Raw genomic sequence first — 24,044 nt, forward strand, 5'->3', positions numbered from 1 at the left:
CGGCCGGGCGAACTGACGCCGTGTTGACGGCGGTTCCGCACGGCAGGTGCCGCCGTGCGGGCCTTGGGGTGGCCTCTCGCGGTTCCAGGGTCGGGCGCCCCTTGCCTCGGGCGAGGTGTCGGACCTGCTTCAGGCGAGGTGTTCGACGCGTATCCTGCGGCGCGGCAGGGCGGCCGGGAGCGAGCCGAACAGGGCTGCGGCGGCGAGGAACGCGAAGCGGGCCAGTTCGGTCCCGAGGCCGGCCCAGCCCAGCTGGGCGTAGCGGTGCACGACGAAGCCGTCGAAGAAGAGCCAGCCCGCACCGGCGATCAGCGGTGCCGCCGCAGGGCGGGAGACCGCACCGAGTACGCCACAGAGAGCCGCGTACGCGCCCAGCGCGAACCAGCTCGGCCGCAGCTCGCCGACCCCGGCGAGCGCCCCGGCCAGCGCGGCCCCGCCGACCAGTCCGAGGGCGGCCGACATGTCCGGTGCGAGGCGGGAGGCGACCGGGCGGTACCAGTGGCTGCCGGGCCTGGCCCGGTACAGCTGCACGGCCCGCCCTCTCAGTGCCTGAAGGCGAGTTCGAGGTCCTCCTCGACCGTCTCCGGCGTTCGCGGGTGCCAGAGCGTCCGGAGGTTGCGGACGGACCAGGGCCGGCGGTGCTCCAGTTCGCGCTGGAGTACGGGCCTCGGCACGGCGAGCACCGGGCAGGCGGCGTGCCGCAGGCAGTACCGCGCGACCGAGGGGCGCAGCCGGCTGCCGCGGCCGGCGCCGACCACCAGGACGTCGCCCGGCCGGTCGGCCAACTGCACCAGGGCGTAACCGGGTTCACTGCGGACCGCCTGGGACTGGAAGCGCACCCCGAGGTCGGCCGGCGCGCCGCCGAAGGCCTCGTCCAGTGCGGTGCGCAGCCGCTCGACGGCGGTGTCCCGGAAGGCGGCGAGCATCGGCGGGCAGGGCGAGCGCCGGTAGCCGTGCTCCCCGCCCGGGGGCTCCCAGACGAGCACGGCGAGCACCTCGGCACCGGTGCGGCGGGCTTCGGCGACGGCCCGGTGCAGCGCGGCCAGGCTGCCCAGCGATCCGCTGACGCCGACCACCAGACGGCGCTGCGCCCCGTCCTCCCGGCTGTGCTCCATCTCCGTGCCTCCGCTCGGCCCGACCCGGCTCGTCCGGCTCGACCTCTCTCAGCGAAGCAGCGGCGGCGGGCCGCGCGGCTCTCCTTGACGAAGCCCTGACGAGGTGGCCGGAGATCCGTACGCGCCCCTGACGGCGCGTGGCCCGGGCGGCCGTCGCCGACGGGCCGTCACGGCTCGGCGAGGCCGCGGCGGGGTGAACGGACGGGGCGGCCGGGTACCGCGAGATGGGCGAGGGGGGCGGCCAGGTGTCCCGGCGGGCGCCGGTTGGGAAGACGACCAGCTCTGGCGGTGGACTCCCGGCGGTGCGCCGGGGCGGTCTTCAGCGGGGAGGCTGACTGGCCACCCACCCCCGCGCAACACTCTGCTGCCATTCAGATGTAATTGCAAGTGATACGCAATAGTGTGGGCCGGGCACGGCGAACACCTGTGCAGCACGGCTGAACCACAGTGACTAGGAGCTTTCGCAACCATGGGTCAGTACACGCTCCCCGACCTTCCGTACGACTACTCCGCGCTGGAGCGCGCGATGTCGGCGGAGATCCTCGAACTGCACCACTCCAAGCACCACGCCGCGTACGTCAAGGGCGCCAACGACACCATCGAGCAGCTCGCCGAGGCACGCGACAAGGAGCAGCTCGGCGGACTGGTCGGCCTGCAGAAGACGCTGGCCTTCCACCTCTCCGGCCACGTCCTGCACTCGCTCTTCTGGGAGAACCTCTCCCCCGAGGGCGGCGACCGGCCCGAGGGCGCCCTCGCCGACGCCATCACCGAGCACTTCGGCAGCTTCGACGCCTTCGAGAAGCAGCTCACCACCGCCACCGTCGGTGTCCAGGGCTCCGGCTGGGGCATCCTCTCCTGGGAACCGCTCGGCAAGCGCCTGATCGTCGAGCAGGTCTACGACCACCACGGCAACGTCGGCCAGGGCACCACCCCGCTGCTCGCCTTCGACGCCTGGGAGCACGCCTACTACCTGCAGTACAGGAACGTCCGCCCCGACTACGTCACCCGCCTCTGGGACGTCGTCAACTGGACCGACGTCAGCACCCGCTTCGCCGCCACCCGGGCCTGACAGGCCGTCCGGCCCGGGGGCCCGCACCAGAGCGGCCCCGGCCGTCGGCGGCCGCTCCCGACAGCCGCCGGCCGTGCCGGTGGCCGGGTACGACAAGAACGGCCCCTGATCGGCGTTTCCGCTGATCAGGGGCCGTTCCGCTATCCGGTGGCTGGTGCAGGGTTCGAACCTGCGTAGCTTGCGCGACAGATTTACAGTCTGCTCCCTTTGGCCGCTCGGGCAACCAGCCAGGGATGGTGTCTCCCGGGGGGCTGCCCCGTTCGACGTGGTAAACCATACCTGATGGATGGGGGTGGTCCGCCACTCGATAGCCACTCGACGGCCACCCGCAAGGTGCCCGCGCGGGTGTCCGCACGGGTGTCCGCCGGGCCTGTCGACGATCACGGCGGCCGCGTGGCTGTCGGGGGCGAGCGGGGGCAGTGCTGGATAGGCTGGGGCGGCACCTGCCCCGCGCGGGCGGGCGCGGACTAGTGAAGCCAGAGCATCAAGGAGACCAACACACCATGGCCGACTCCAGTTTCGACATCGTCTCGAAGGTCGAGTGGCAGGAGGTCGACAACGCGATCAACCAGACCTCCCGCGAGATCGCCACCCGCTTCGACTTCAAGAACGTCGGCGCCGAGATCAGCCGGTCGGGCGAGAAGATCGAGATGAAGGCCAACGGCGAGGAGCGGGTCAAGGCGATCCTGGACGTGCTCCAGAGCAAGTTCATCAAGCGCGGGCTCTCGCTCAAGGCGCTGGACGCGGCCGACCCGCAGCTCTCCGGCAAGGAGTACAAGATCTTCGCGGACGTGAAGGAGGGCATCTCCCAGGACGATGCCAAGAAGGTCGCGAAGATCATCCGCGATGAGGGCCCCAAGGGCGTCAAGGCCCAGGTCCAGGGCGACGAGCTGCGTGTCACCTCGAAGAGCCGGGACGACCTGCAGGAGGTCCAGGCGCTGCTCAAGGGCAAGGACCTCGACTTCGCGATCCAGTTCGTGAACTACCGCTGACCCGGCACCGCACGGGCGCATGCCTCGGCCCCGGACCGCACGGTCCGGGGCCGAGGTGCGTACCTGGGTCAGCCGCCGGACGGTGCGGGGGCGGGCAGCGGAGCACGGGCCGGAAGGACGCTCGGCGTCCCGGACGGCAGCTGCAGGTGGCGTGGGACGTCGCCGGGAAGCGACGCGGTCGGCACCGTCGGGACCGCTGACACCGGCGAGGCCGACAGCTTGCCGAGCAGGCCCTGGATCGCGGCCTGCAGGGCGGCGATCTGCTTCTGCAGGGCGGCCGGATCGGGCAGGCCCGCAGTGGGCGACGCCGAGGAGACGATCCCGTCGACAAGGTTGAGTACCCCGCCGAGGGCGCCCTGGAGGTCCGGACCCCTGGTGTCGGGGACGGCGGGCAGGGCGGCTGCGGTGGCGGGACGGGGGGTGGTCGCACTCGCGGCATCGGCTGCCCGGGCGACGGTGGCGGACGCTGTGGCGACTGCGGTCAGGGCAAGGGTTGAGGTCAGCTCGCCGCCACCACGGTGGCGCGCATGAGGTGCGTTTTCCTTTCCGTGGGGTTCAGGCATTTCGCCCGCACCACACGCTGGGGCACCCCGTGGCGCCCGGCCACCGCTCGCACACGGAATGTACGCCGAATGGCGGCGCGCCCCGCCGCACCGGGACCTGGCCATCGGGCCCCCGGATCAGCGCCCCAGCCAGCCCTCCAGATGACGGTGCCGGCCGAGGCCGACCGCCTCGAACTCGTCCTCCCCGTACGGATGGTGGGCGCCGAGCCGGCGCAGCACCTGCGATATCGGGCTGCCCTCGGCGGGGAAGGGCTCGCCGGCCACGATGCCGAGCGGGCCGAGTTCGATCTTTCCGTCCACCCAGACGGCACCCCGCTGACTGCCCTGGCCGCCGAAGTAGTCGGCCTCGACATAGGCGATCGGGCCGGCCTTGGACCAGGCGCCGAGCCGTCGGCCGAAACCGCCGGGAAAGAAGTCGAAACCCGCCACGACGGCGTCTTCGGGCTGGTCGAGGACGCCGAGCAGCTCGGCTGTCAGCGGGATCAGTGCCAGTTCCTGTTCCAGCCGCACGGCCCGCGCGAGCCGGACCTCCGCGGCCACGACACTGGCCAGTTCGACCGAGGCGATCAGCGCTCTGAGTTCGTATGACACTCAGTCATTCTGCGCTACTTACGGCATACCGGGCCACAAGAATAATCGAACTGACTATTTATTAGATCTTCTGCCCGGTGCCGGGAATGCGACGGCGAAGCCCCACCCGGCAGACTGGCCCGATGACCGACCTGATCCGACCCACCCCCGAGCAGCTCGCCGCCGCCCGGAACACCACCATCCCGGACGTCACCGCCCCCGGGTTGCGGGTGCTTTTCTGCGGGATCAACCCCGGCCTCTGGTCGGGCGCCACCGGCCACCACTTCGCCCGGCCCGGCAACCGCTTCTGGCCCGCGCTGCACCGCTCGGGTTTCACCCCGCGCCGGCTCCGGCCGGACGAGCAGCAGGAGTTGACGGCCCTGGGCCTCGGCATCACCAACGTCGTGGCCCGCACCACGGCCAAGGCGGACGAGCTGACCGCCGAGGAGTACCGGCAGGGCAGTGCGGCACTGGTGGAGCGGGTGGAACGGCTCCGCCCCCACGTGCTGGCCGTGCTGGGGATCGGCGCGTACCGGACGGGCTTCGCCCGGCCACGGGCCCGGATCGGACGCCAGGAGGTGAAGATCGGTGACACCGAGGTGTGGGTACTGCCCAACCCCAGTGGCCTGAACGCCCATTACACGCTGGACGGCCTGGCGGCGGAGTTCCGTGCGCTGCGCGAGGCGCTGCCGCCCATCGACTGACGCTCAGCCCGGGCCTTGCGGCGCACCGGAGTTCGGCCGGCGCGCAGCCCGGGAGTTCAGACCGTGGCGGCCAGTCCGCTGGGGAGCTCCGCCGAGCGGAGTTCCCGGACCAGGGCCCGGACGGCCACGGTGCGGGCGAGTTCGGGCGTGGTGACGTACCCGACCGAGCGGGTGGGCGGCTGCTGCCGGGTCGCCGCCGAGGACCTGACCGTCACCGTCCTGCCCCGGGTGGGCGAGCACGTCGTCGCCGGGGTCACCCCGCTCGCCCTCGCCTGGCACGCGGACGGCACCGGCCCGACCGCCCCGGACGACCACCGGCGACTCACCCGTGCGCTCCGCCGCGCCGTCCGGATCGGCGCCGAGCGGACCCTCCGGCAGGACACCGCCTTCGGGCTGCGGCAGCTGGTCGACATCGCGCTGCGCGCGCTGTCCCCGCGCCGCCCGGCTCGGCCTGCTCTGAGTCGGCTCAGCCCGCCCCCGAGGCGGCAGGTCAGTCGCGTGGCTCCAGCGCGGCCAGCAGTGCGCGCGGGTCGAAGGTGGCCCGGACCCGGGTGATCCGGCCGTTCTCCACCCGGCTCCAGTTGGTCACCGGGAACGGGTCCGTCACCTTGGTGTGCAGGTCGAACCAGGTCAGTACGTCCGTACCGGCGCCGGCCATCCGCTGGACCACGAGGTCCTCCGTCAGCTGCCCCATCCCCTCCAGGCCCTTCAGGCACTCGTCCGCGCCCACCGCCCGGCCGAGCGGGCCCTCGAAGGTCACGTCGTCGGCGAGCAGCGGCCGGAGCTCGGCGAAGTCCTTCGTCCGCCAGGCCTCGAAGTAGGCGGCGGCCACCTGCACAGCGGTGTCGGTCATGAGACGTCCTTCCCCGTCGATTCCCTTGCGGCGACTGCCTTCCGGCCCGCCGCACCACCACTCTCCACCCCTGGGCAGCCATACGTCCAACAGCTGGATCTTCTGCTTACCAGCACTTCTGGTCATGGCTCCGGGCCGTCCGCAGCAGCCTCCCGCCCCGACGGACTACTCGCCTACCGGGACGACCGCCGCGCCCGCGCCAGCACCCGCAGCGGCGCCACCACGCCGTACCCGACGTCCCGCCGGAGCGCCCGCGCCCCCGCGCGCTCGACCGACCGCAACTGGCACTCCATCAACTCCGCCATCGCCCGCGCCACCGGCCGCAGACCCGGCACGCTGAGCTCGACCACGTCCCGGGCCCCGTCGAGCGCGGCGCCCGCCTGCCCGCACAGCTCGGCGAGCAGCGCCCGTACCGCCGGGCCGTCGGCACCCCGCTCCAGCTGAGCACGCGTGACCCCGTGCCGGTCCAGCCGGTCGCGCGGGATGCACAGCCGACCGTCCCGCAGGTCCCCGGCCAGGTCGGCCAGGAAGTCCACCCGCTGCGCCGCGTCCACGAACCGCCGCCAACCGGCCGCGGCCCGCGCGTCCGGTCCGCCCTCGTACTGCAGCCCGGCGAAGACCAGCAGGCCGGGGCAGGCGTAGTCGTCCAGGTAGGCCTGATAGTCGCGGTCCGTGTCGAAGCCGGTGAACGCCGCCTCGACACCGGCTGCCCCGTCCAGGAACGCCGACACCCACGAGGTCGGCAGGCGCCGGGCGGCCACCGCGTGCGCGTAGGCCGCCAGCACCGGATGCGTGCTGCGCCCGGACGACAGCGCCTCGGACGTCCGGGTGCTCAACTCCCTGAGCCCTTCCGCCCGTTGCTCGACCGAGCCGCGCTCGGCCACGTCGTCCACCAGGTTCATGAACGCCAGCCCGGCCGCCAGGTACGGCACCAGCGCGGGCTCCGCCAGCAGCCGCAGCGCCAGGTACGGGGCCTGCTCCCGCCGCACCACCCGCCGGGCGGCGGCGGTGTAGGCCGCGCGCACCGGCGCCTCGGTGATTCCGGCGGCGGTCAGGGTACGGCGCCAGGTGGGCACGGCGGTGTCTTCTCCTTCGGCAGAACGGGGGGTCGTCCTCACCGTACCGAACGGCGCCGAGGCCCCCGGCAGCCGCTGTGGGCCGCACTCGGCCACACCCCGTCACCGGCCCCCGGGGCGCGGGCCCGTGGAGGCCACCTGCCGCCGGGCCGTCGGCGACCGGACGACGACCCGCCGGGTGAACCGTCCGGGCTACTCGCGGTTTCCTCGCGGCAGGGCGCGAGCCGCTGCGGAGTACCGTGGACAGCAGCCGAGGACACGTCGAATACCGGTACCCGCACCGGTGTCGCCCTGGGTCACGATCGGTCCGCCACGGACCGGATGGGCGGCTCCCGATGATGCCGATTCCGCTCCCCTCCTCCCCCTCCGGCCCATGGGTCGCACCGGGTCTTCCGCTACTGCCGCGACTGACGCTGGAGCCGTCGATGGCTCGGACCGGGATGTTCGACGGCGCCTGGTGGCCCCGCTCGCGCGATGTCCGCTCCGAGCTCCCCGACCTCATCACCGCGCTCAGCGCCCATGTCGGCCGCATCATCCGGGTCGGCCTCTCCACCCTGGCCTGGGCCGACGTCCCGCGCTCGGTCACGGCGGACCGGCAGGTGGTCAAGGTCAGCCGGATCGCCGGCAGCGACGGCACCATCAGCCTCACCCGCGGCCTGCGGGACCACTTCCTGCTCCTCGTCGTGCCGCCCGGCACCGACCCGCGCACCGCGGCCGCCGCGATGGCCGCCGCCGCGTCCACCGGCAACTACACGACGGCCGCCGACCTGCTCGCGGCGGTCGACCGGCCGACCCCGGACGGACCGTCGGCGAGCTGAGGACGAGTGGGGCGCGGGAGAGCCCGTGCGGCAGCGAAAAAGCCCGTGGGGCCCGCAGCTCGGCTGCGGGCCCCACGGGCTGCGGCTCAGACGGCCGCGCACCTCGGCGTCAGGTCAGAGGAGGACGATGTTCTCGGCCTGCAGACCCTTCTGGCCCTGCGTGACGTCGAACTCGACCTGCTGGCCCTCGACGAGCTCACGGAAGCCCTGCGCGGCGATGTTGGAGTAGTGGGCGAAGACGTCGGCGCCGCCGCCGTCCTGCGCGATGAAACCGAAACCCTTTTCGGCGTTGAACCACTTCACGGTACCCGTAGCCATTGATTTCTCCTTGGGTGAGTCAAGCGCCCCGCACTGTGCGGGACGAAGCGTCGTCGCCCTGATCACCCGTCCAAAGAAACCCGGACTCGAAAATAAGAAAATGCGCCGCGGAATGAAGCCTGCAGGCGCACATAATTTCATGGGAACCAAAACTGCAACTTCTGCCAGAGTAGCACGAAAAGTCCCTCCGGCAAGGGAAATGGCGTTCGGCTCGAAAAATTCTCGATCCGGGGCGCCCCGGGGCCGGGCAGTGGGCGCCGCCCGCCGCGCTCTGCCGCCTCAGCGCCCGCCGAAGCGCTGGTCCGTCGGGACGACCTCGCGGCCCAGCGGCATCAGCGAGATCGGGATCAGCTTCAGGTTCGCCCAGCCGAACGGGATCCCGATGATCGACAGGAACAGCGGGATGCTGGTCGCGATGTGCGCCAGCGCCAGCCACCAGCCCGCGAAGATGAACCAGATCACGTTGCCGACGAACGACCCCGCCCCGGCATCGGACCGCTCCACCGTCGTCCGCCCGAACGGCCACAGGACGTACCCGGCGATACGGAAGCTGGCAATACCGAATGGAATGGTGATGATCAGCACGCAACAGATGATCCCGGCGAGCGCATAGCCGATGGCCATCCAGATTCCGCAGAAGATCAGCCAGAGGATGTTGAGTACGAATTCGATCAGCTTCACACCCACCAGTTTCCCACGCGGCGCCCCGCTGAATCGAGCACTCCCACGCGGGTTCCTCCGGTAGCCGCCCGGGCAGCCCGGGCGGACGCGGCGGAGCACCCGAGGATCCCGCCGGTGGCCCGTGACCGGACGTCGGCCACGGCACTGTTCACGGTCCGACCGGCGGCCGGCGAGTCACCCCGAACGTTCTTCCGCCGTCAACATCCGGCAGCCGCAAGGGAATCCAGCCGCGCCGGGCGGGCGGCGTCGCTCAGCTCCCGCCGTCGTCCGATGCGCTGTCGAGCAGGGCCCGCAGCAGGTCCTCGTCGTGTGGGAGGAGGGCGCTGACGAAGCTGGCCAGCACCGCATCACGGTCATCCTCGCTGTCGAGGACCCTGCGCATCCGCAGCGCGGCGAGCCCGGCCGGGCCGGAGGAGGCGAGCCAGAGATAGGAACGGCCGGCCCGGGTGCGGGAGACGGCGCTCTTGGCGTGCAGGCGGGAGAGGATGGTCATCACCGTGGTGTAGGCGAGATCTCCGTCGAGGCGCTCCTGGACCCAGCCCGCGGTCACGGGCTCCGGCGAGCCCTGCAGGACGGCGAGCACCTGGGCCTCCAGCTCACCCTGTCCCCGGCGACGCACCCGGGGGTCCCTCGCCGGTGCGTTCAGCTCCTCGTCCATGGCGACGCGACCTCTCCCTCAGCTGCTGCCACCCCGCCGGGCCGGGGCGCGGTGTTCATCCTACTGAGCGGGCCCGGGCCGACGGCCGGTGCGCAGGGCTGTCCCGGGCCGGTTCCGGGTGGAACCGGCAGGGGTGACTTCACCGTGTTGACTTTGTATGCTTCGCTCATCTTCTACACCACTGTAGAGAATGATCCGGGCGGCCCGTCGTCGTGCTCGCCCGCCCCTCTCATCCACGCGTCGTGACGGCCAGGCCGCCGCGTCCGTCCCCGCACCGGCGAGACCCCTCCTCCCTCCCGCCGTGAAAGGTTGCGCGCATGACCGCCCCGGAATCGCGTACACCTCGACGCAGCCGTCCGGCACCCGAGGAACGCCCCGCCGAGCCCTCCATACCCGAAGCGGCGCGGCCCGGGCGCGGCCCCGGGCGGCGGCGCAGCAAGAAGGAGATCGTCCTCTGGGCGGGTGCGGCGACGGCATCGCTGGCGGTCCTCGCGGCGGCCGGGATCTACTACAAGCTGAACGCCAACATCAACACCTTCGACGGCGGCGGCCTCAGCGCGAACCGTCCGGCCGCGGCCGGCCCGGACGCCAACGGCAACACCCCGGTGAACCTGCTGCTGATCGGCTCCGACTCCCGCGACGGCGCCAACAAGGACCTCGGCGGCGGCGCCGAGGGCGGGGCGCGCTCGGACACCACGATCCTTCTGCACGTCTACGCCGACCACAAACACGCGGTGGGCGTCTCGATCCCGCGCGACTCACTGGTGGAAATCCCCCCGTGCAAGGCGGACGGGAAGTGGACCGCGCCGCAGTCCAACACCATGTTCAACAGCGCGTTCTCGGTCGGCGACAGCGACCAGGGCAACCCGGCCTGCACCCAGAACACCGTCGAGAAGCTGACCGGCCTGCGGGTGGACCACACCGTAGTCGTCAACTTCCAGGGCTTCGCGGCCATGACCAGCGCGGTCGGCGGGGTGGACGTCTGCCTCCCGAACGCCGTGCACGAGGGCGATCTCGACCCCAACCTCGGACACCAGGGCAAGCTGCTCTTCCCGAAGGGCCCGCAGAAGGTCTCCGGCCAGCAGGCGCTGGACTACGTACGGCTGCGGCACGGGATCGGCGACGGCTCGGACATCGGGCGCACCAAGCGTCAGCAGGCGTTCCTCTCCTCGCTGATCAAGAGCGTCAAGGGCAACGGCATGAACCCGACCAACCTGCTCCCGCTCGCCGACGCGGCCACCAAGTCGCTGACCGTCGACCCGGGGCTCGGTTCGGCGAGCAAGCTGCTCTCCTTCGGGATGTCGCTGAAGGACATCGACCTGCACGACATCAAGTTCCTCACGGCGCCCTGGCAGTACAGCGGCGCCCGGGTCTCGCTGGTGCACCCCGACATCGACCAGCTCTGGGCCGCGCTGAGGGCCGACCGCACCCTGGACGGCCAGGACGCGAGCAGCGGCACCCCGAGCGCCCCCGGCGCCCCGCCCACGGACGCCGCGCCGAGCCCGTCCGCCCAGCCCGCCGTGAAGGGGACCGGCATCGGCGTCGCCGTCTACAACGGCACCACCACGCCGGGCCTGACCAACAGGGCCGCCGACCTGCTGGCGGGGGCCGAGTTCACGATCACCGGCAAGGCGAACGCGGCCGACCAGGACCACGCCACCACCGTCGTCGAGTACGGCACCGGCGAGAAGGCCAAGGCGGAGACGGTCGCCCGGCTCTTCCCCGGCGCCCGGCTGACGGCGGTCGGCCGCGCGGGCATCAGCCTGATCCTGGGCCGGGACTTCGCCGCGGCGGGCGGGCCGAGCGCGGCGGCCGTGCCGTCGGGGCCGCTGCCGACCAGTGTCAGCGGCGCGGCCCGCTCCGCCGACGACGACCCGTGCAGCAACGTGTCGTACGGCTGATCGGTGACCGGACGACTGACCGACAGCTGATCGGCGGTCAGCCGGCCGGACCGACGCCGCGTCAAGCTCCGGCAAAACTGTTCCCCCTCGTTGCATTCTCGCTTTATCTACAGTGATGTAGATTCATTGACCGAGCCGGCCGCACCACGGCCGGCAGCACAGCCGACGTCCGCCCCTGCCGGACCGAGGCCAGGAACTCCAGGAGGGGCATCATGGGAGTCACGCTCTCCAAGGGCGGCAACGTCTCGCTGACCAAGGAGGCCCCCGGCCTCACCGCCGTCATCGTCGGCCTCGGCTGGGACGTCCGCTCCACCACCGGCGCCGACTTCGACCTCGACGCCAGCGCACTGCTCTGCAACGAGGCCGGCCGGGTGCTGAGCGACCAGCACTTCGTCTTCTTCAACAACCTGCGCAGCCCCGAGGGTTCGGTCGAGCACAGCGGCGACAACCTCACTGGTGGCGGGGACGGCGACGACGAGCAGATCAAGGTCGACCTGACGGCCATCCCGGCCGGGGCCGCCAAGGTCGTCTTCCCGGTCTCCATCTACGACGCCGACACCCGGCTGCAGAGCTTCGGCCAGGTCCGCAACGCCTTCATCCGCGTGGTCGACCAGGCCACCGGCACCGAGATCGCCCGCTACGACCTGACCGAGGACGCCTCCACCGAGACCGCCATGGTCTTCGGCGAGCTGTACCGCCTCGGCGCCGAGTGGAAGTTCCGCGCCATCGGCCAGGGCTACGCCTCCGGCCTGCGCGGCATCGCCCTCGACTACGGCGTCAACGTCTGAGCGAACCGGCGGGCCCGGACAGGCCGACGGTCGCTCCCTTCCCAGTCAAGACCCCGGGGGAACGCATGGACCGACTTCACCACCCGCCGCAGCCGCAGCTGAGCCACCCGCCCCAGCTGCCCCAGCAGGACCGGGCCGACTTCGAACTGACCCTCCGGCAGGCCCTCGCCCGGCCGGAGATCCGGGACGCGCTGCAGCGGAACCCGCACCTGTGCACCGAGCAGCTCCGGCTCCTCGCCCGCACGGCCACCGGCGAGATCGCGGCGGCCGCCGCCGACGAGTACCTGGAGTACCTGCGGATCCGCGGCAGCTCGGATGCCGCCGGGCCCGCAGGGTCCGGCGACCCCCGCGGCATCGACCAGGACCGGGCGGGCGGCCTGATGGGCGTGCTGGCCGTCCTGGTCCCCCTCCTCACCGTCACCGCCGCGGGAATCCTGCTGCTCCTCGGGTACGCGCTGGGACTCGCCAAGTCCCAGCGCCACCTGGCCGACTCGCTGCTCACCGCGGGCTGGGCGGCGGTCGTGGTCGCCGGGGTCTGCGTCGTCGCCGGGGTCTGCGGCCTGCTGGCCACCGCCGCCCGGCGCCGCGCCGCCCAGTCGGACGCGCTGCCGGGCGGCGGCCGGTCCGAGGAGCTCAGGCAGGCCCGCGAGGCCTGGCGGACGGCGCTGCTGGAGCGGGGACTGCTGCCCTTCCTCCGCCTCCGGCTCCAGTAGCCTCGGGCCGGGCCGGTCGAGCAGCCGGCCCGCCGAACCACTCGAAAGACCCGGAGGACCCGACCGTGAACATACGCCGTATCGCAGGGGCCGTGCCCGCTCTGCTGCTGGCCGCGCTGCTGATGGGACAGCAGACCGCGGCCCAGGCCGCCCCTGTGACGGTCCGTGCGGTCGCCGCCGCACCCGCCGCCGCTGCCGCCCCGGCGGCCGCCGCCCAGGTCCAGGCCCAGGCGGAACAGGGCACCCGGCAGCTCGCCAAGAGCAAGAACAGCACGAGCACCAAGAAGAAGGGCGGCTTCTTCAAGAAGCTCGGCATCGCGGTGATCGTGGTGATCCTGCTGATCGTCCTCTTCGCGATCGGCCTGATCGTCGCGATCGTGTTCGCGCTCAAGCGGATCTTCCGCCGGCGGTAGTGCCGCAGGCCGCTTCGGCCCGACAAGTTGCGAGGTCGCGGCGGCCTCCCAGGCTGTAGATGACGGACGAATCATTTCTGTTGAATCGTCCACAGCAGCAGGGAGGCAGCCATGTCCCAGGCTTCAGGTCCGCTCCACGACCCGTCGGGCCCGGCCCCCGCCCAGGGCGGGGGCTCGCACCGGCCGGACCGTGCGGGCATCGTCACCGGCGTGGTGCTGTTCGCCGGGGTGATGATGCTGGTCAACGGGTTACTGGGGATTCTCCAGGGCATCGTGGCGGTGGCCAAGGACAGCGTCTACGTCACCACCCGGCAGTACACCTTCGAGTTCAGCCTGACCGGCTGGGGCTGGATCCACATCGTGTGGGGCCTGGTCATCGCGGCAGTCGGTTACGGCGTGGTCAAGGGCGCCGCCTGGGGGCGGGTGCTCGCCATCCTGGTGGTCTCCGTCGGCCTGGCGCTGAACTTCATCTTCCTGCCGTACTACCCGCTCTGGTCACTGGTGGTGATCGCGATCGACGCCTTCATCCTCTGGGCGCTCTGCCTCTACCACTCCACCAGCGCCTGACCTGCGCTCAGCGGTGGTAGCCACCCATCCGCTCCAGGCGGGCGATCCGCTCGGCCATCGGCGGGTGGGTGGAGAACAGCCGGGCCCCGGCCTCGCCCGGACGGAACGGGCTGGCGATCATCATGTGGCTGGCCGTCTGGAGCTGCGGCTCGGGCGGCAGCGGCAGCCGCTGGGTACCCAGCTCCAGCTTGCGCAGGGCGCCGGCCAGGGCGAGCGGGTCGCCGGTGATCCTGGCACCGTCCGCGTCGGCCTGGTACTCGCGGGAGCGGCTGACGGCGAGCTGGATCAGGGTGGCGGCGAGCGGGCCCAGGATCATGATGGCGAGCATCCCGAACAGGCCGGGCCCGTCGTCGTCCTCGCTGCGGCCGAACGGGATCAGCCAGGCGAAGTTCACCAGGAACATGATCACCGAGGCCAGCGCCCCGGCCACCGAGGAGATCAGGATGTCCCGGTTGTAGACGTGGCTGAGCTCGTGGCCGAGCACCCCGCGCAGCTCTCGCTCGTCCAGCAGCTGCAGGATCCCGTCGGTGCAGCAGACCGCGGCGTTGCGCGGGTTGCGGCCGGTGGCGAAGGCGTTCGGCGCCGGGGTCGGCGAGATGTACAGGCGGGGCATCGGCTGGCGGGCCGAGGTGGAGAGCTCACGGACGATCCGGTACAGCTGCGGCGCCTCGATCTCGCTCACCGGGCGGGCCCGCATCGCGCGCAGGGCCAGCTTGTCGCTGTTCCAGTACGCGTACGCGTTGGTACCGAGGGCGATGAGCAGAGCGAGCACGAAACCGGTACGCCCGAAGAAGCTGCCGATCACCAGGATCAGTGCGGACAGGCCGCCGAGCAGCGCGGCCGTTCTCAACCCGTTGTGCTGGCGGTGCACGGCAGGCCCTCCAAGTGGTGCGGTGGGAAGCCTTCGGTTCACATCCCTCTGGTGAGATCAACGGCGGGATGCGCCGAGTTCGTTCCCTTGTGCACCCGCCGGGCACCCGCCCGGGCCGTGCGCCGCCTCAGAACAGGCTGCCTCCGGCCACCTGGAGCACCAGCTGCGGGGCCACCGAGAGCACGGCCGCGACGGCGGCGGTCAAGCCCAGCGTGGCCGCCAGCGGGGCCGGCAGCCGCCGCTCGGTGACCGGCTGCTCCGCCGGGGCGAACAGCTTGGCGGTCCAGACCAGGTAGTAGTACAGCGCGATCACGACGTTCACCGCCATCACCACGGCCAGCCAGCCGAGACCGGCGTCCACGGCCGCCCGGAAGACCACCACCTTGCCGAACAGGCCGACGATGCCCGGGGGCAGACCGGCCAGGCAGAGCAGGAAGAAGGCGAGCGCGAGCGCCGTCCAGCGGCGGCGGGCGAACAGGCCCGCGTAGTCGTCCAGCCGGCTGCCGGTGCTGCGGCTGACCGCGGCGACCACGGCGAAGGCCCCGAGGTTCACCACCCCGTAGATCAGCGCGTACACGACGGTGGCGCCGATCGGCTCGGCCGCCTCGGAGTACCCGGCGGCGGCCAGCGGGACCAGCAGGTAGCCGGCCTGGCCGACCGAGGACCAGGCCAGCAGCCGGACCGCGCTGTGCGGGGTGCCGCCGCGCTGGCGCAGCGCGGCCACGTTGCCCGCCGTCATGGTCAGCGCGGCGAGCACGGCCAGTGCCAGGCCCCAGGTGTGGCCGTACGGACGGAAGGCGATCGTGGTGACCAGGGCCAGGCCGGAGAGACCGGCGGCCTTGCCGACCACCGACAGGTAGCCGGCGATCGGGATCGGCGCACCGGTGTAGGTGTCGGGCAGCCAGAAGTGGAACGGGACGGCGGCGACCTTGAAGGCGAAGCCGACCAGGGTGAGCGCGGCGCCCGCCTCGGCCAGCGGCTTGAGCTGCGCCGGGGCGTGGGCCAGACCGTCGGCGATGGCGGACAGGTGCAGGCTGCCGGTGGCGGCGTAGACGAAGCTGACGCCGAGCAGCATCACGGCCGTCGCGGTGACCGAGGAGAGGAAGAACTTCAGCGCGGCCTCGGCACCCCGGCCGTCCCGGCGCAGGCCGACCAGCGCGAAGGCGGGCAGCGAGGCCACCTCCAGGGCGATGATCAGCGTCGCCAGGTCCCGGGAGGCGGGCAGCAGGGCGGCCCCGGTGGCGCTGCTGAGCAGCAGGAACCAGTACTCGCCGCCGGGCAGCTTCTCCTCGTCCACGGTGTGGACGGAGAGCAGCGCCGCGATCAGCCCGCCGCCGAGCGCCAGCAGCTGGAAGGCCAGCGTGAAGTGGTCGGCGACGTACGAGCAGGCCCCGCTGCTCAGCGCCGCGTTGCCAGTGGCCCCTGCTACGTTCCGCAGGCAGAAGGTCGACCGAGCGTCACCGTGGGCCAGCGGGAGGAGTGCGATGAGCGCGAGGGCGAGTCCGCCGACGGAGAGCCAGCCGAGGGCCCTCTTCCGCTCCGCCGGGAGGAAGAGGTCCGCGAGCAGCACGCCCAGCGCGGCCAGGGCGGCGATCAGCGGGGGTGCGATGGCCACCCAGTCGATCGACTGGACGAAGCTGCCCGGGGCGGCGGAAGCCAGCGAGGTGCTGGTCGCCATCGAGGTCACGGCGGGCACGGGCGAGGTCATGGCGGGCTGCCCCAGGAGGAGGTGAGAGCCGAGCAGGGTGCCGGGCATCGGTCAGCCACCTCCGAGGAGGTGCTTGACGGCGGGGTCGGACAGGCCGAGCAGGAGGGCGGGCCAGAGCCCGGCCACCAGGGTGAGCGCGGCGAGCGGGCTCCAGCTGACGGCCTCGTACGGACGGATGTCGGGGATCTCCGCGACCGGGGCGGGCTGCCCGGCGCCCTCCGGCCCGCCGGCGGGCGGGGCGGACGGGTCGCCCATACAGACCCGCTTGACCACGAGCAGCAGATATCCGGCGGTGAGGAGGGTGCCGAGGCCGGCGATCACCATGTACGTCACGAAGGCGGGGCGGGACAGCCCGGCGGCCGGGTCGAAGGCTCCGAACATCGCGAGCAGCTCGCCCCAGAAGCCCGCCAGCCCGGGGAGGCCGAGGCTGGCGACGGCGGCGAAGGCGAGCAGTGCGCCGATCCGCGGTGCCCGGCCGTAGAGGGCCGCGCCGGTGGTACCTGCAAGCGTGTCCAGGTCCGCGGTGCCGTAGCGGTCCTTGACGGCGCCGACCAGGAAGAAGAGCAGGCCGGTGATCAGACCGTGGGCGATGTTGGCGAAGAGCGCGCCGTTGACGCCCACCGGGGTGAGGGAGGCGATGCCCAGCAGCACGAAGCCCATGTGGCCGACGGAGGAGTACGCGATCAGGCGCTTGAGGTCGCCCTTGGCGCCCGGGCGGGCCAGCGCCAGGCAGGCCAGCGAGCCGTAGACGATGCCGACGGCCGCCAGCGCGCCCAGGTAGGGGGCGAAGGTGGCGGTGCCGTCCGGCACGATCGGGAGGAGGATCCGGACCAGGCCGTACGTACCCATCTTCAGCAGCACACCGGCGAGCAGCACCGAGCCGACGGTGGGGGCCGAGGTGTGCGCGTCCGGGAGCCAGCTGTGCAGCGGCCAGGCGGGGGCCTTCACCGCCAGGCCGGCCACGATGGCGAGCGCGGCGATCACCTGGGTGGTGTGGCTGAGTCCGCTGCCGTGGGCGGCGGCGAGCTCGGTCATGTCGAAGGTGCCGGCCTGGGCGCCGATCAGCAGGAAGCCGAGCAGCATCACGGCGGAGCCGAGCAGCGTGTAGAGGATGAACCGGTTCGCGGCGGGCACCCGCTGCCCGCTGCCCCACCGGGCGATCAGGAAGTACATCGGGATCAGCACGATCTCGAAGGCCACGAAGAACAGCACCAGGTCGAGCACCGCGAAGGTGGCCAGCATGCCGACTTCGAGGAGCAGCAGCAGCCCGGTGAAGGAGCGGGCACTCGGGGTGCCCTCCCCGTCCGGAAGGCGCTTGGTGGAGTACACCGCGCACAGGAAGGTGAGCAGGGCGGTGAGCACGATCAGCGGCAGCGAGATGCCGTCCACCCCGAGGTGGAACCGGACGCCGATGGCCGGGATCCAGCGCAGGTCGGTGACGGCCTGCATCCGGCTCGGCGCGCCGTGGTCGAACCCGACCGCGAGTACGACGGTGAGCAGCAGGACGGCACCGGTGACCGCCACCCCGAGCCGCAGCGCACGCCGGTCGGCGGCCTGCGGGTCGGTGCCCAGCGGCGCGAGGGTGGCGACGGCACCGAGCAGCGGCAGCAGCAGGAGGGCGATGAGGACTGCGTTCATCGGGGGCTCCAAGGGCGTGCTGCGGTGGACGGGGAGGAGGAGGGCGTACGGGTCATCAGCCGACCGCCACCAGGACGGCGAGCAGGACGACACCGGCGAGCAGGGCGCTCAGATAGGCCTGCGCGTTGCCGTTCTGCGCGAGCCGGACGAGCCGGCCGAGCAGGTTGGCGCTGCCGCCCGCGCCGCGTACGTAGGTCTCGACGACCTCGCGGTCCAGGAAACGGACCAGCTGTGCGGCTGCGACCGTCGGACGGACGAAGAGCACGCTGTAGAGCCGGTCCAGGTGGAAACCCTGCTGGGCAGGGCCGAAGAGCGGGCCGAGCAGGGTCCGCCCGGGGTCGGCGGCGGGAGCGCCCACCGGGGCCGGCGCCGGCTCGGCGGGCGCCGTGCGGGCGGCGCGGGCGTTGGCCGAGCTCCAGGCGGCGTACGCGATCAGGATCCCCGCCAGGGCGAGGCCGGTGCCGATCACGGCGGTGCCGGTGGAGGGCCGCAGCGAGCCGCCGTCCAGCAGGCTGGGCAGCCAGTCGGAGCGCAGTCCGGCGACGCCGAGCCCCATGGTCGGGACGGCGAGCACCCAGAGCGGCCAGCGCATGGCGGGCGGTTCGGGCTGCGTCGGGTCGGCCTCGTCGATCTCGGGCGAGTACGGCGCGCCTGCGGCGTGGCCGTCCGCCCGGCCGCCCGCCTGCTCGACCGCCGGGGCGGCGGGGGCGGCCGCGGCCGCCGGCGAGTGGAACGCGACCAGCCAGAGCCTGGTGGCGTACGCGGCGGTGATCAGCGCGGTGAGCGCGCCGGAGACCAGCACGATCCACCCGGCGGCGCAGGGCACCGCCGAGGCCGGGCCCAGTCCGTTGGTGAGGGCCTCGCCGGTCGCGGCGTGCTCGGCGGCGGTGAGCACCGCCTCCTTGCTGAAGAACCCGGCGAACGGCGGCAGTCCGACCAGGGCGACCAGGGCGATGCCCATCGTCCAGTAGGCGTCGGGGACGCGCCTGCGCAGGCCCGGCATCCGGGACATGGCCGAGATGGAGTTGGTGTGCGCGGTGTGGATCACCACACCGGCGGTGAGGAACAGCAGCGCCTTGAAGGCGCCGTGGCTGACCAGGTGGAAGACGGCCGCGTCACGGTCCCCGCTGGCCAGCGCCCCGGCCATGTAGCCGAGCTGGCCGACGGTCGAGTAGGCGAGCACCCGTTTGAGGTCGTCCTGGGCGAGCGCGCACAGGGCGGACCCGACCATCGTGACGGCCGCCATCACCGAGAGCACCAGCAGCGCGGCACCGGAGAGCAGGAAGACCGGCAGCAGCCGGGCGACCAGGTAGATACCGGCGGCGACCATGGTGGCGGCGTGGATCAGCGCGGAGACCGGCGTCGGACCGGCCATCGCGTCGGGGAGCCAGGTGTGCAGCGGGAACTGCGCGCTCTTGCCGGCGACCCCGGCGAGCAGCAGCAGCGCGATCAGGGTCGGGTGGCCGAGCTTTCCGCCGGCCGCCGCCTCCAGCACACCGCTGATCCGGAACGTCCCGGCGTCCCCGGCGAGCAGGAAGATCCCGAACAGGAACGGGACGTCACCCAGCTTGGTGACCAGGAAGGCCTTGAGCGAGGCCGAGCGGGCATCGGCGCTCTCCCAGTGGTGGCCGATCAGGAAGTACGAGCAGATGCCCATGATCTCCCAGCCCACCAGCAGCACGATCAGGTCGCCGGAGTACACGACCAGGAACATCGCGGCGGTGAAGAGCGAGACCAGCGCCGCGTACGAGGGGTAGCGCGGGTCGCCCTTCAGATAGGCCGTGGAGTAGACCTGCACGCAGGTGGCGACCAGGCCGACCAGCAGGGAGATCAGTGAGGTGAAGCCGTCCAGGTGGATGGCGAGCGAGATGTCGGGGCCGCCGGTCGGGGTGAGCCGGGTGGCGGCGTCCAGGCTCTGGCCGGTGCCCAGCTGGAGGGCGACGACCAGGGCGAGCACGGCCGAGGCGGCCACCGGCAGGATGGCCAGCGGCCGGGCGAAGCCGGGGGCGCGGCGGCCGGTGGCCAGGATCGCGGCCGCACCGAGCGCGGGCAGCGCCGGGACCAGGGCAGGGAGGGCGAGGTTCATGCGACGGCCCTGTCGTTCTGCACGGCGGCCTCCGGGGCGCTCTCGGGGGCGTCCTCGTTCGGGTCGCCGAGCGCCGTGAGCCGGTCGATGTCCGCCGTCCCCCTGGTCCGGAAGACCAGCAGGACGATGGCGAGACCGAGGCCGATCTCGGCGGCGGCGACGGTGATGGTGAAGAGCGTGAGCGCCTGCCCGGCGTGCAGCGAGTCGCGCAGCCAGGCGTCGAAGGCGACGAGGTTCAGGTTGACGGCGTTGAGCATCAGCTCGACGGACATCAGCACCAGGACGACATTGCGCCGGGCGAGCACGCCGTAGACGCCGACGCTGAACAGCAGCGCGGCCAGGACGGCTGGGTACACGAGGTGCATCGGCGGTCAGCTCTCCTGCACGGGGGGCGTCGAGGCGGTGGGCCGCGCGGTGGTGGCACTGGCGGCCCGGCCGTTGGTACCGACCGGCTTGCCCGCGCGGAGCTTCCCGGCGCGCGGCTTCGGCACGCGTCCCTTGCCGGTCCGGGACAGCACGATCGCGCCGACCAGCGCGGCCAGCAGCAGCACCGAGAGCGCCTCGAACGGCAGCACCCAGTACCGGAACAGGTACTCGCCGGTCACCCTGGTGCTGCCACCGCCGGCGCCCAGGTCGACCCAGGAGGTCCGGAAGGCGTCCACGACCAGGGTGACCAGGGTGCCCGCGGCCGCCAGGGCCACCCCGAGGGCCACCCAGCGGTTGCCGGAGTTCGCGTCGGGCGAACGGCCGATCGGCGCCTTGGTGAGCATCAGCCCGAAGAGCACCAGGACGACCACCGAGCCGAGGTAGATCAGGACCTGCACCCAGGCGACGAACTCGGCCGTCAGCAGCAGGAACTCGATCGCCAGTCCGCCGAGCGCGACGACCAGCCAGAGCGCGGCGTGCACCAGCTGCCTGGTCGTCACCGAGATCACGGCGGAGCCCAGCACCGCCAGGCCGACCAGCAGGAAGACGATCTCCACGCCGGTCGGCGAGAGGAAGGACCGGGCAGCCGGGTCCAGCGAACCGGCAGCAGCCAGCAGACTCATGCGGGCTCACCCCCGGCAGGCCCGGCCGCGACAGCCTCCGCCGCCGCGGCCTCGGCTGCGGCGGCCAGCTTGTCGGCGGCCTTTCGGGCCATGGCGATCTCCTTGGGGTCCTCGGCCGCCGGGTCGAGCGCGGGCGGCGGCGGCACCGTCCACATCCACTCCCGCAGCCGGTCCCGCTCGTGCGTCAGCTCCAGGATGTCGGTCTCCGCGTACTCGAACTCGGGCGACCAGAAGAGCGCGTCGAACGGGCAGACCTCGATGCAGATGCCGCAGTACATGCAGAGCGAGAAGTCGATCGCGAAGCGGTCCAGCACGTTGCGGGTGCGGGCGCGGGCGTTCGGCTCGGCGGCGGGCAGCGTCTCCTTGTGGGAGTCGATGTAGATGCACCAGTCGGGGCACTCACGGGCGCAGAGCATGCAGACCGTGCAGTTCTCCTCCAGCAGCGCGATCACGCCACGGGTACGCGGCGGCAGCTCGGGCTGTACCTCGGGGTACTGCGCGGTGACCGACCGCTTGGTCATCGTCCGCAGCGTGACGGCCAGGCCCTTGGCCAGACCACTGCCTGGAATGTTCATCAGGAGATCGCCACCTTGACGACGCCGGTGATGGCCAGCTGGAGCAGCGCGAGCGGGATCAGGCAGGTCCACGCGAAACGCATCAGCTGGTCCTCGCGCAGGCGGGGGTAGGTGACCCGGAGCCAGATCACCACGAAGGCCAGTGCAAAGGTCTTGAGCAGGGTCCACAGCCAGCCTAGGCTCTCGGGCATCGGGCCGTGCCAGCCGCCCAGGAAGAGCACCGCGGTCAGTGCGGAGATCACCAGGATGCCCGCGTACTCGGAGAGCAGGAAGAACGCGAAGCGCAGCCCGGTGTACTCGGTGTACGCGCCGAAGATGATCTCGGAGTCGGCCACCGGCATGTCGAACGGCGGACGCTGCAGCTCGGCCAGGCCGGCCGTGAAGAAGACGAACGCGCCGATCAGCTGCCACGGCACCCACCACCAGTGGAAGGCACCCAGGATGCCCGGCAGCGAGAGCGTGCCCGCCGCCATCGCCACCGAGGCGGCGGCGAGCAGCATCGGCAGCTCGTACGACATCAGCTGAGCGGCCGTCCGCAGACCGCCGAGCAGCGAGAACTTGTTGGCGGACGCCCAGCCGGCCATCAGCGAGCCGAGCACGCCGATGCCCATCACCGCGAGTACGAAGATCAGACCGGCGTCCACCGCCTGTCCGACGAAGCCCTCCGGACCGACCGGGATGACCAGCAGCACGAGCATGTACGGCAGCAGCGCGACGGCCGGAGCCAGCTGGAAGACCCTGCGGTCCGCGTCGAGCGGGACCACGTCCTCCTTCTGCGCGAACTTGACGCCGTCGGCGACCAGCTGCGCCCAGCCGTGGAAACCACCCGCGTACATCGGGCCGAGGCGGCCCTGCATGTGGGCCATCACCTTGTGCTCGGTCTGGCCGATGATCAGCGGGAAGGTCAGGAAGACGACCACCACGGCGACGCAGCGGAGCAGCGTGTCGAGCAGGCTCATGCGCTGTCTCCGTTCTGAGCGGGCTGGTCGGCGGGCTTGTCGCCAGGCTTGTCGGCATGCCTGTCGGCAGGCTTCTGGTCAGGGCTCTCGGCTGGCCCCTCGGCCGGACTCCCCTCAGCGGACGGCAGTGCCACCGGGGCTTCCGGGGCAGGCTCGGGTCCCGTGGCCGGGACCGGGGCGTGCCACGGAGCGTCCGAGGACTGCGTACGGGCCACCCCGGAACGCGCGGGCGCCTCCGGCTTCTCGGTCGGCGCACCTTCCCCGGCCTGGCTGACCGAGCCCTCGCTCACACTCCGCGCCCGACGCGGCCGATCCGCCCGGATCGGCGCGGCACCCTCGACGGCCGCACCCTCGGCCGCCGCACCCTCGGCAGCGGCCGGCGCCACCGCGGCGCCCTCCCCCGCCTGGCTGACCGAACCCTCACTGATGCTGCGGGTCCGACGCGGCCGATCAGCCCGCACGGCGGGCCCGCCCTCGGCGGCACCGGCCGCCGCAGCGGCGCCCGCAGCCGCGCGCGGCCCTCGGGCGGCGCGGGCCGGGCGCTCGGCGGCGGGCGGCAGGGTGCCCTTGAGCGGGCCCCACTCGTTGGGGTCGGGCACTCCGGCGGGCTGCATCTTGCGCCGGGCCGGGCCGCCGCCGTGGTCGCTCTCGCCCGGTTCCTTGGCGCCGGGCCAGTCCTTGGCGACGCGGGCCGCCAGCACGAACTCCTTGCGCAGCGGGTGGCCCTCGAAGCCGTCCGGCAGCAGCAGGGTGACCAGGTGCGGGTGGCCGGTGAAGTCGATGCCGAACATCTCGTGGGTCTCCCGCTCGTGCCAGGCGGCACCGGCGTAGACCTCGACGGCGGTCGGCAGCGCGGCAGCCCCGCGCGGGATGCGGGTCCGCACCACCAGGTGCCGTACGCCCGGCTCGCCGGGCGCGGCCAGGTGGGCGGCGACCGAGAAGCCGTCGGCCAGCTCGTCCACCGCGCTCAGCCAGTCGAAGAAGCCGAGCCCGAGCACGTCCCGGGCGGTGGTGAGCGCCTCGATCCAGTGCTCGGCGGGGACGTCCACGGTCAGCAGTTCGTACGCCTCGGCGGCGGTGGCCCACTCACCGATCGCGGCCGCGACCTCGTCAGCGCTGCGGGGGATCACTTCTCGCCCTCCGGCGTCTGCGCGGGCCCGGGGACCAGCGGACGGCGCAGCGCGGACGCGGGTGCCGCGTACCGCGCGGGCAGCGACTCGGCCGCGATCTTCTCCTGCAGCTTGAGGATGCCCTGGAGCAGCGCCTCCGGCCGCGGCGGGCAGCCGGGCACGTAGACGTCGACCGGGATGATCTGGTCCACGCCCTTGGTGACGGAGTACGAGTCCCAGTAGGGGCCGC

The 24,044-nt window shown here is 72.4% G+C and carries 29 protein-coding genes and 1 tRNA gene; 10 read left to right on the forward strand and 20 right to left on the reverse strand.

Translation table 11 applies throughout. The features are described from left to right. Nucleotides 1–129 precede the first annotated feature (129 nt). Both UK12_RS19690 and UK12_RS19695 read right to left on the reverse strand, forming a co-directional pair. The gene (locus UK12_RS19690; protein WP_045304360.1) at nucleotides 130–531 is read right to left on the reverse strand and encodes a hypothetical protein; all 402 of its coding nucleotides are present in this window, start codon (nucleotides 529–531) and stop codon (nucleotides 130–132) included. Between the two features lie 11 nt (nucleotides 532–542). Next, on the reverse strand, nucleotides 543–1,115 hold the full coding sequence (locus tag UK12_RS19695; RefSeq protein ID WP_063838291.1) for a universal stress protein: 573 nt from the start codon (nucleotides 1,113–1,115) through the stop codon (nucleotides 543–545). Nucleotides 1,116–1,584: 469 nt separating this feature from the next. On the opposite strand from UK12_RS19695, the gene UK12_RS19700 reads away from it, so the two are divergent. Continuing rightward, nucleotides 1,585–2,184, forward strand: coding sequence for a superoxide dismutase (locus tag UK12_RS19700; protein ID WP_045304361.1), 600 nt, complete (start codon nucleotides 1,585–1,587; stop codon nucleotides 2,182–2,184). A 148-nt stretch (nucleotides 2,185–2,332) separates the two neighbouring features. Here UK12_RS19700 and UK12_RS19705 read toward each other — a convergent pair. Beyond that, nucleotides 2,333–2,413 (reverse strand) — tRNA-Tyr (locus UK12_RS19705). Between the two features lie 274 nt (nucleotides 2,414–2,687). Here UK12_RS19705 and UK12_RS19710 point away from each other — a divergent pair. Then, nucleotides 2,688–3,176 carry a YajQ family cyclic di-GMP-binding protein gene (locus tag UK12_RS19710; RefSeq protein ID WP_045304362.1) on the forward strand — a complete coding sequence of 163 codons (489 nt, stop codon included), beginning with the start codon at nucleotides 2,688–2,690 and terminating at the stop codon, nucleotides 3,174–3,176. 68 nt (nucleotides 3,177–3,244) lie between these two features. On the opposite strand, the gene UK12_RS19715 is transcribed toward UK12_RS19710, so the two are convergent. Beyond that, complete coding sequence (locus UK12_RS19715; protein ID WP_045304363.1) at nucleotides 3,245–3,739, reverse strand: hypothetical protein; 495 nt, start codon at nucleotides 3,737–3,739, stop codon at nucleotides 3,245–3,247. Nucleotides 3,740–3,856: 117 nt separating this feature from the next. Next, nucleotides 3,857–4,330, reverse strand: a complete 474-nt coding sequence (locus UK12_RS19720; RefSeq protein WP_045304364.1) for a hypothetical protein — start codon at nucleotides 4,328–4,330, stop codon at nucleotides 3,857–3,859. 122 nt (nucleotides 4,331–4,452) lie between these two features. Between UK12_RS19720 and mug the strand changes: the two genes are divergently transcribed. Continuing rightward, nucleotides 4,453–5,013, forward strand: a complete 561-nt coding sequence (gene mug, locus UK12_RS19725; RefSeq protein ID WP_045304365.1) for a G/U mismatch-specific DNA glycosylase — start codon at nucleotides 4,453–4,455, stop codon at nucleotides 5,011–5,013. Nucleotides 5,014–5,076: 63 nt separating this feature from the next. After that, on the forward strand, nucleotides 5,077–5,568 hold the full coding sequence (locus UK12_RS19730; protein ID WP_197085002.1) for a DUF2254 family protein: 492 nt from the start codon (nucleotides 5,077–5,079) through the stop codon (nucleotides 5,566–5,568). Here the strand turns inward: UK12_RS19730 and UK12_RS19735 are convergent. Both UK12_RS19735 and UK12_RS19740 read right to left on the reverse strand, forming a co-directional pair. Beyond that, nucleotides 5,504–5,866 (reverse strand): nuclear transport factor 2 family protein, encoded by a 363-nt coding sequence (locus UK12_RS19735; RefSeq protein WP_045304367.1) that lies wholly within the window; start codon nucleotides 5,864–5,866, stop codon nucleotides 5,504–5,506. The genes UK12_RS19730 and UK12_RS19735 overlap by 65 nt on opposite strands. Nucleotides 5,867–6,039: 173 nt before the next feature. Further along, nucleotides 6,040–6,942, reverse strand: coding sequence for a phytoene/squalene synthase family protein (locus tag UK12_RS19740; RefSeq protein ID WP_052682007.1), 903 nt, complete (start codon nucleotides 6,940–6,942; stop codon nucleotides 6,040–6,042). Between the two features lie 338 nt (nucleotides 6,943–7,280). Between UK12_RS19740 and UK12_RS19745 the strand changes: the two genes are divergently transcribed. Further along, the gene (locus UK12_RS19745; RefSeq protein ID WP_269432033.1) at nucleotides 7,281–7,760 is read left to right on the forward strand and encodes a DUF5994 family protein; all 480 of its coding nucleotides are present in this window, start codon (nucleotides 7,281–7,283) and stop codon (nucleotides 7,758–7,760) included. 114 nt (nucleotides 7,761–7,874) lie between these two features. On the opposite strand, the gene UK12_RS19750 is transcribed toward UK12_RS19745, so the two are convergent. From UK12_RS19750 to UK12_RS19760, 3 genes are all read right to left on the reverse strand, one after another. Further along, nucleotides 7,875–8,078 (reverse strand): cold-shock protein, encoded by a 204-nt coding sequence (locus tag UK12_RS19750; RefSeq protein ID WP_045304369.1) that lies wholly within the window; start codon nucleotides 8,076–8,078, stop codon nucleotides 7,875–7,877. A gap of 279 nt (nucleotides 8,079–8,357) precedes the next feature. Further along, nucleotides 8,358–8,750 carry a YccF domain-containing protein gene (locus UK12_RS19755; RefSeq protein ID WP_197085005.1) on the reverse strand — a complete coding sequence of 131 codons (393 nt, stop codon included), beginning with the start codon at nucleotides 8,748–8,750 and terminating at the stop codon, nucleotides 8,358–8,360. Nucleotides 8,751–9,009: 259 nt separating this feature from the next. After that, complete coding sequence (locus tag UK12_RS19760) at nucleotides 9,010–9,417, reverse strand: BlaI/MecI/CopY family transcriptional regulator (RefSeq protein ID WP_045304371.1); 408 nt, start codon at nucleotides 9,415–9,417, stop codon at nucleotides 9,010–9,012. A 317-nt stretch (nucleotides 9,418–9,734) separates the two neighbouring features. Between UK12_RS19760 and UK12_RS19765 the strand changes: the two genes are divergently transcribed. From UK12_RS19765 to UK12_RS19785, 5 genes are all read left to right on the forward strand, one after another. Next, a complete protein-coding gene (locus UK12_RS19765) occupies nucleotides 9,735–11,318 on the forward strand; it encodes an LCP family protein (protein WP_045304372.1) in 1,584 nt (527 codons plus the stop codon). A 212-nt stretch (nucleotides 11,319–11,530) separates the two neighbouring features. Further along, nucleotides 11,531–12,106, forward strand: coding sequence for a TerD family protein (locus UK12_RS19770; protein ID WP_045304373.1), 576 nt, complete (start codon nucleotides 11,531–11,533; stop codon nucleotides 12,104–12,106). A 65-nt stretch (nucleotides 12,107–12,171) separates the two neighbouring features. Beyond that, nucleotides 12,172–12,819 (forward strand): hypothetical protein, encoded by a 648-nt coding sequence (locus tag UK12_RS19775; protein ID WP_052682008.1) that lies wholly within the window; start codon nucleotides 12,172–12,174, stop codon nucleotides 12,817–12,819. A 65-nt stretch (nucleotides 12,820–12,884) separates the two neighbouring features. Beyond that, nucleotides 12,885–13,232 carry a hypothetical protein gene (locus tag UK12_RS19780; protein ID WP_156178814.1) on the forward strand — a complete coding sequence of 116 codons (348 nt, stop codon included), beginning with the start codon at nucleotides 12,885–12,887 and terminating at the stop codon, nucleotides 13,230–13,232. Nucleotides 13,233–13,343: 111 nt separating this feature from the next. Next, nucleotides 13,344–13,799, forward strand: a complete 456-nt coding sequence (locus UK12_RS19785; RefSeq protein WP_045304375.1) for a DUF7144 family membrane protein — start codon at nucleotides 13,344–13,346, stop codon at nucleotides 13,797–13,799. Nucleotides 13,800–13,806: 7 nt separating this feature from the next. Here UK12_RS19785 and htpX read toward each other — a convergent pair whose 3' ends face one another. From htpX to UK12_RS43400, 10 genes are all read right to left on the reverse strand, one after another. Beyond that, a complete protein-coding gene (gene htpX / locus UK12_RS19790; RefSeq protein ID WP_045304376.1) occupies nucleotides 13,807–14,670 on the reverse strand; it encodes a zinc metalloprotease HtpX in 864 nt (287 codons plus the stop codon). Between the two features lie 127 nt (nucleotides 14,671–14,797). Continuing rightward, nucleotides 14,798–16,426 carry an NADH-quinone oxidoreductase subunit N gene (locus UK12_RS19795; RefSeq protein WP_231591295.1) on the reverse strand — a complete coding sequence of 543 codons (1,629 nt, stop codon included), beginning with the start codon at nucleotides 16,424–16,426 and terminating at the stop codon, nucleotides 14,798–14,800. Between the two features lie 3 nt (nucleotides 16,427–16,429). Beyond that, a complete protein-coding gene (locus UK12_RS19800; protein ID WP_045304377.1) occupies nucleotides 16,430–18,016 on the reverse strand; it encodes a complex I subunit 4 family protein in 1,587 nt (528 codons plus the stop codon). A 55-nt stretch (nucleotides 18,017–18,071) separates the two neighbouring features. Beyond that, nucleotides 18,072–20,102, reverse strand: a complete 2,031-nt coding sequence (locus tag UK12_RS19805; protein ID WP_045304378.1) for an NADH-quinone oxidoreductase subunit 5 family protein — start codon at nucleotides 20,100–20,102, stop codon at nucleotides 18,072–18,074. Next, nucleotides 20,099–20,467, reverse strand: a complete 369-nt coding sequence (nuoK, locus tag UK12_RS19810) for an NADH-quinone oxidoreductase subunit NuoK (RefSeq protein WP_045304379.1) — start codon at nucleotides 20,465–20,467, stop codon at nucleotides 20,099–20,101. The genes UK12_RS19805 and nuoK overlap by 4 nt, the downstream gene beginning before the upstream one ends. Before the next feature lie 6 nt (nucleotides 20,468–20,473). Further along, nucleotides 20,474–21,151: an NADH-quinone oxidoreductase subunit J family protein gene (locus UK12_RS19815; RefSeq protein WP_082119769.1), complete on the reverse strand. Its 678-nt coding sequence runs from the start codon at nucleotides 21,149–21,151 to the stop codon at nucleotides 20,474–20,476. Continuing rightward, on the reverse strand, nucleotides 21,148–21,726 hold the full coding sequence (locus UK12_RS19820; protein WP_045304380.1) for a NuoI/complex I 23 kDa subunit family protein: 579 nt from the start codon (nucleotides 21,724–21,726) through the stop codon (nucleotides 21,148–21,150). The genes UK12_RS19815 and UK12_RS19820 overlap by 4 nt, the downstream gene beginning before the upstream one ends. Then, nucleotides 21,726–22,685: a complex I subunit 1/NuoH family protein gene (locus UK12_RS19825; RefSeq protein ID WP_045304381.1), complete on the reverse strand. Its 960-nt coding sequence runs from the start codon at nucleotides 22,683–22,685 to the stop codon at nucleotides 21,726–21,728. The genes UK12_RS19820 and UK12_RS19825 overlap by 1 nt, the downstream gene beginning before the upstream one ends. Beyond that, nucleotides 22,682–23,815, reverse strand: coding sequence for an NADH-quinone oxidoreductase subunit C (locus UK12_RS19830; RefSeq protein WP_045304382.1), 1,134 nt, complete (start codon nucleotides 23,813–23,815; stop codon nucleotides 22,682–22,684). The genes UK12_RS19825 and UK12_RS19830 overlap by 4 nt, the downstream gene beginning before the upstream one ends. Next, a partial coding sequence (locus UK12_RS43400; protein ID WP_045304383.1) for an NADH-quinone oxidoreductase subunit B occupies nucleotides 23,812–24,044 on the reverse strand: 233 nt, incomplete at its 5' end. The genes UK12_RS43400 and UK12_RS19830, both read right to left, overlap by 4 nt.

This window comes from Saccharothrix sp. ST-888 (assembly GCF_000955975.1).
Taxonomy (GTDB): domain Bacteria; phylum Actinomycetota; class Actinomycetes; order Streptomycetales; family Streptomycetaceae; genus Kitasatospora.

Coding starts and splice junctions, on each gene's coding strand:
- UK12_RS19695 (WP_063838291.1), bottom strand. CDS start 1,115: ATGGAGCACAGCCGGGAGGACGGGGCGCAGCGCCGTCTGGTGGTCGGC.
- UK12_RS19700 (WP_045304361.1), top strand. CDS start 1,585: ATGGGTCAGTACACGCTCCCCGACCTTCCGTACGACTACTCCGCGCTG.
- UK12_RS19710 (WP_045304362.1), top strand. CDS start 2,688: ATGGCCGACTCCAGTTTCGACATCGTCTCGAAGGTCGAGTGGCAGGAG.
- UK12_RS19715 (WP_045304363.1), bottom strand. CDS start 3,739: ATGCCTGAACCCCACGGAAAGGAAAACGCACCTCATGCGCGCCACCGT.
- mug (WP_045304365.1), top strand. CDS start 4,453: ATGACCGACCTGATCCGACCCACCCCCGAGCAGCTCGCCGCCGCCCGG.
- UK12_RS19735 (WP_045304367.1), bottom strand. CDS start 5,866: ATGACCGACACCGCTGTGCAGGTGGCCGCCGCCTACTTCGAGGCCTGG.
- UK12_RS19745 (WP_269432033.1), top strand. CDS start 7,281: ATGCCGATTCCGCTCCCCTCCTCCCCCTCCGGCCCATGGGTCGCACCG.
- UK12_RS19750 (WP_045304369.1), bottom strand. CDS start 8,078: ATGGCTACGGGTACCGTGAAGTGGTTCAACGCCGAAAAGGGTTTCGGT.
- UK12_RS19760 (WP_045304371.1), bottom strand. CDS start 9,417: ATGGACGAGGAGCTGAACGCACCGGCGAGGGACCCCCGGGTGCGTCGC.
- UK12_RS19765 (WP_045304372.1), top strand. CDS start 9,735: ATGACCGCCCCGGAATCGCGTACACCTCGACGCAGCCGTCCGGCACCC.
- UK12_RS19770 (WP_045304373.1), top strand. CDS start 11,531: ATGGGAGTCACGCTCTCCAAGGGCGGCAACGTCTCGCTGACCAAGGAG.
- UK12_RS19775 (WP_052682008.1), top strand. CDS start 12,172: ATGGACCGACTTCACCACCCGCCGCAGCCGCAGCTGAGCCACCCGCCC.
- UK12_RS19785 (WP_045304375.1), top strand. CDS start 13,344: ATGTCCCAGGCTTCAGGTCCGCTCCACGACCCGTCGGGCCCGGCCCCC.
- UK12_RS19795 (WP_231591295.1), bottom strand. CDS start 16,426: ATGCCCGGCACCCTGCTCGGCTCTCACCTCCTCCTGGGGCAGCCCGCC.
- UK12_RS19800 (WP_045304377.1), bottom strand. CDS start 18,016: ATGAACGCAGTCCTCATCGCCCTCCTGCTGCTGCCGCTGCTCGGTGCC.
- UK12_RS19805 (WP_045304378.1), bottom strand. CDS start 20,102: ATGAACCTCGCCCTCCCTGCCCTGGTCCCGGCGCTGCCCGCGCTCGGT.
- nuoK (WP_045304379.1), bottom strand. CDS start 20,467: ATGCACCTCGTGTACCCAGCCGTCCTGGCCGCGCTGCTGTTCAGCGTC.
- UK12_RS19815 (WP_082119769.1), bottom strand. CDS start 21,151: ATGAGTCTGCTGGCTGCTGCCGGTTCGCTGGACCCGGCTGCCCGGTCC.
- UK12_RS19820 (WP_045304380.1), bottom strand. CDS start 21,726: ATGAACATTCCAGGCAGTGGTCTGGCCAAGGGCCTGGCCGTCACGCTG.
- UK12_RS19825 (WP_045304381.1), bottom strand. CDS start 22,685: ATGAGCCTGCTCGACACGCTGCTCCGCTGCGTCGCCGTGGTGGTCGTC.